Here is a 2,189-nt window from a genome sequence, read left to right as displayed (position 1 = left end):
CTGCACAGCCACCCACATCTTGCAAAAGTTGTGACGTGGAACATACGACGGGCCCGGTTATGCGTCAATTGACTTGTGTATGCACAAAGTTAACCAAAGTTACCAACTAGTAGCTTGATCTTCCGCTCGATGATGTTGCCCAGATGAAACATTCACATTCGAAGGATTCACTTCAGGCCTGCTGAGGCACTCGCTGCGCGCCGATCCGATCGATCCGTGCGCGTCCCCACGCCCCCAAAGGCTCCAGCGCGGCGTTGAGCGCGGCACCGACATCGGTCAGCCGGTACTCCACTCGCGGCGGCACTTCGCGGTAGACGGTTCTGCTGACAATGCCGTCCTCCTCCAGCTCCCGCAGCTGCTGGATCAGCATCTTCTCCGAAACTCCCGGCAGCCCCTTGCGCAGTTCGCCGAAGCGTCGGACCTCGTGCGCGTCCAGTTCCCAGAGAATCAGCGCCTTCCACTTGCCGCCGACCACATCCATCGCGGCGTCGATGCCGCAGATGTATGGTCCCGATCGCTTCGTGCCCATTGCCCGCCCTCTCTACCTGTTCACAAACCAATTGGTAAGTACCCGACAAAATAGTAGGTACTTGCTCCTCTGCCGGGAAACTAGCACTCTTGGTTGCAGCGCGCTGACCAGGACGTACTCGACCTCTAGGAGTTGAACCCGCAATGGCGGAAACCACGAAGACCCCGGTGACCATCCTGGGCCTCGGCGCGATGGGCCAAGCGCTGGCCGCCACCTTCCTGAAGGCCGGCCTGCCGACGAGGGTGTGGAACCGCACCCCCGGCAAGGACGCAGACCTCCTCGCGGCCGGAGCCGTCGGCGGCGCGACCGTCGCGGAGGCGATCGACGCCGACGGCCCGATCATCGCCGTACTGCTCGACCACGCATCGGTGCACGCCACCCTCGACCCGGTAGCCGACCGACTGGCCGGACGGCAACTGATCAACCTCACCAGCACCGCCCCCGGTGAGGCCCGCGAACTGGCCACCTGGGCAGCGAGCCACGATTGCGACTACCTCGACGGCGGAATCATGGCGGTGCCACCCATGATCGGGCAGCCCGGCGCCTCCATCCTCTACAGCGGATCGCAAGCGGTCTTCGATGCCCACCGGGAAACCCTCGAATTGCTCGCCGCCGCAGAGTACTTCGGCGACGACGCCGGCTTCGCCTCGACCTACGACTTCGCCCTGCTCGCCACCATGTACGCCATGTTCGGCGGCTTCATGCACGGCGCGGCCATGATGCGCTCGGTCGGCGTCTCCGCCGCCGACTTCGGCAGGCGAGCCACCGCATGGGTCACCGCGATGGCCGAGTCCCTGCCGGACCAGGGGCAGGTCATCGACAGCGCCACCTACACCGACCCCGTCCAGTCCATCGCCTTCCACAAAGCCGCACTCGACGCGATCACCCGCGCCAGCCGCGACGCCAACGTCACCCTCGACTTCGTCGCCCCCATGAAGACCCTCCTCGACCGCCAGGTGGCCGACGGCCACGGCGCCCTGGGATTCGAACGCATTTTCGAAGAACTGCGCTGATTCCCCGCGCGGGCCGCACTCCTCGCGGCCCGCGCAACTCCTTTCCCCGCCTCCGGAGAATGTGCAGGTCCAGGCGCGATTTGGTCCACGCGGAGGGATCCGATAATCTTGCTGAGCACACCGGTCCGGGTGGCGGAATGGCAGACGCGCTAGCTTGAGGTGCTAGTGCCCTTTATCGGGCGTGGGGGTTCAAGTCCCCCTCCGGACACCGTTTTGTCATGCATCCTCCGCAAATTTGCAGAGGATGCATTCTTTTTTGGGTCGCCCGTGGTGTCTGGACACCCTCGATCTGCAAATTTGCGCAGGCAGTCGGTCAAAAGTGGCGGCACCGACCCGGATGTGCGGGCTGTTCGGTGATCGGTGGCGGGGTGCGCCAGTCGGAGCGAAACGATCCGGCCGACGGCCAGTGTTTCGCCACCGGTGCCGGTCGCGGGCGGCGATGTTCTTCGGGGCGGGTGGTCGCCGGTGTGCGCCCACGGACCCAGGCGGTGCTGGGGCGCGGACAGGTGCAGAGTGCGGTCCGAGTGCGCTGTGTCGGCGTATCGCTGCCGGGTCGGCGTTTCGTCCACCTACAGGTGCTGCGGCGGTTCTTCGCGTCAGTTGGTCGTCGGCGTCGTCTACCGAAGCCGAACAGTCACCCAGTGTGG

General features: G+C 65.0%; 2 protein-coding genes and 1 tRNA gene. 2 read left to right on the top strand and 1 reads right to left on the bottom strand.

The window, feature by feature from the left end; all coding sequences use genetic code 11:
* Positions 1 to 172: 172 nt before the first annotated feature.
* Positions 173 to 529: a winged helix-turn-helix transcriptional regulator gene (locus tag M8859_RS26950; protein ID WP_159930108.1), complete on the bottom strand. Its 357-nt coding sequence runs from the start codon at positions 527 to 529 to the stop codon at positions 173 to 175.
* Between the two features lie 143 nt (positions 530 to 672).
* Between M8859_RS26950 and M8859_RS26945 the strand changes: the two genes are divergently transcribed.
* Positions 673 to 1,542: an NAD(P)-dependent oxidoreductase gene (locus tag M8859_RS26945; RefSeq protein WP_249644992.1), complete on the top strand. Its 870-nt coding sequence runs from the start codon at positions 673 to 675 to the stop codon at positions 1,540 to 1,542.
* 123 nt (positions 1,543 to 1,665) lie between these two features.
* Positions 1,666 to 1,750: transfer RNA gene (locus M8859_RS26940), tRNA-Leu, on the top strand.
* Positions 1,751 to 2,189 lie beyond the last annotated feature (439 nt).

Source organism: Nocardia sputi (assembly GCF_023501985.1).
This window is presented reverse-complemented; position numbering and strand designations above follow the sequence as displayed.

Bases quoted from the DNA above. Each gene is read 5' to 3' on its own strand.
- M8859_RS26950 (WP_159930108.1), bottom strand. From the start codon at position 529: ATGGGCACGAAGCGATCGGGACCATACATCTGCGGCATCGACGCCGCG.
- M8859_RS26945 (WP_249644992.1), top strand. From the start codon at position 673: ATGGCGGAAACCACGAAGACCCCGGTGACCATCCTGGGCCTCGGCGCG.